Raw genomic sequence first — 1,123 nt, 5'->3', positions numbered from 1 at the left:
AGTTGGAAAATTCGTCATACTCTCGTTGATATCGTTCTTCTTATTTTCTTTGCTCGCCTATCTGGAGCTGAGTATTGGGAGGATATTGAAGCTTTTGGGAAATGTTACGAACACAGTCTTCGTACGGTTTTATCCTTAGAAAACGGGATTCCATCACATGATACCATGCAGCGTGTCCTAGCGACTATAAATCCTAATGTTTTGATTAATCTCTCTATACTGTGGGCAACTATGTTGGAAGAAGCTCAATTAAATGAAGGGAATTTTTCGACTTTTTCCAAGCGTTTAATTGCTATTGATGGAAAGACTATAAAAGGAAATGCCAGTGCCAAGCAAAATCCTCTTCATATAGTGAGTGCTTATGCAACTGACTTGGGAGTTTGTTTTGGACAGGTGGCGACTAAAGAAAAATCTAATGAAATCACTGCCATCCCTGATTTATTAGATCACCTTTCAATTGAAGGGTGCATGATTACAATTGATGCTATTGGAACTCAAAAGGAAATAGCTAAAAAAAATAATCAAACAGGGTGGCGATTTCTGCCTACCTGTCAAAGGAAATCAAAAAGGATTATTGGAAGATATTGTTGCTTGCTTTTCCTATGACCAAGAGTCTGTAGTAGATTATTATGAAACTATTGAAAAAGCTCATGGTCAAATCGAAACACGAAAGTATGAAGTTGTCCACGACACTTCTTGGTTCCGAAAAGACCATCCAGATTGGCCTCATGTTCAATGTTTGGGAAAGGCTATTTGTATTATTGAGAAGGATGATAAGGTAACGCGTATCGAGCGCTATTTTGTCTTGAGTACGAAGGTATTAGCTGACGAACTAGCCAGCTATGTTCGGGGCCACTGGAAAATCGAGAGTATGCACTGGCTATTGGATGTTGTTTTCCGTGAAGACGCTAATAAAACTTTAAATAAACAGTTAGCCTTTAACCTGAATATTATCGACAAATTTTGTTTGAGTGTGTTAAGAAATCTTGATGTTGGTAAAGATATGAGTATGAGACGAAAGAAGTTCCATTTGAGTATGGTATTCGATAAATTTTTAAGAGTACTAATTTAAAAAAGATTCTAGCAGGGAATAAATCTACTAGAATCTTTCGTGCGTTTGTCG

General features: G+C 37.1%; 1 pseudogene. It reads left to right on the top strand.

What is annotated here, in order from left to right:
• A pseudogene (locus I2503_RS09360) lies at window positions 1-1,072 on the top strand (ISAs1 family transposase); the annotation flags it as partial.
• Between the last annotated feature and the right edge of the window lie 51 nt (window positions 1,073-1,123).

The organism is Streptococcus sp. NLN64, from assembly GCF_015831295.1.
Lineage (GTDB): Bacteria > Bacillota > Bacilli > Lactobacillales > Streptococcaceae > Streptococcus.
This window is presented reverse-complemented; position numbering and strand designations above follow the sequence as displayed.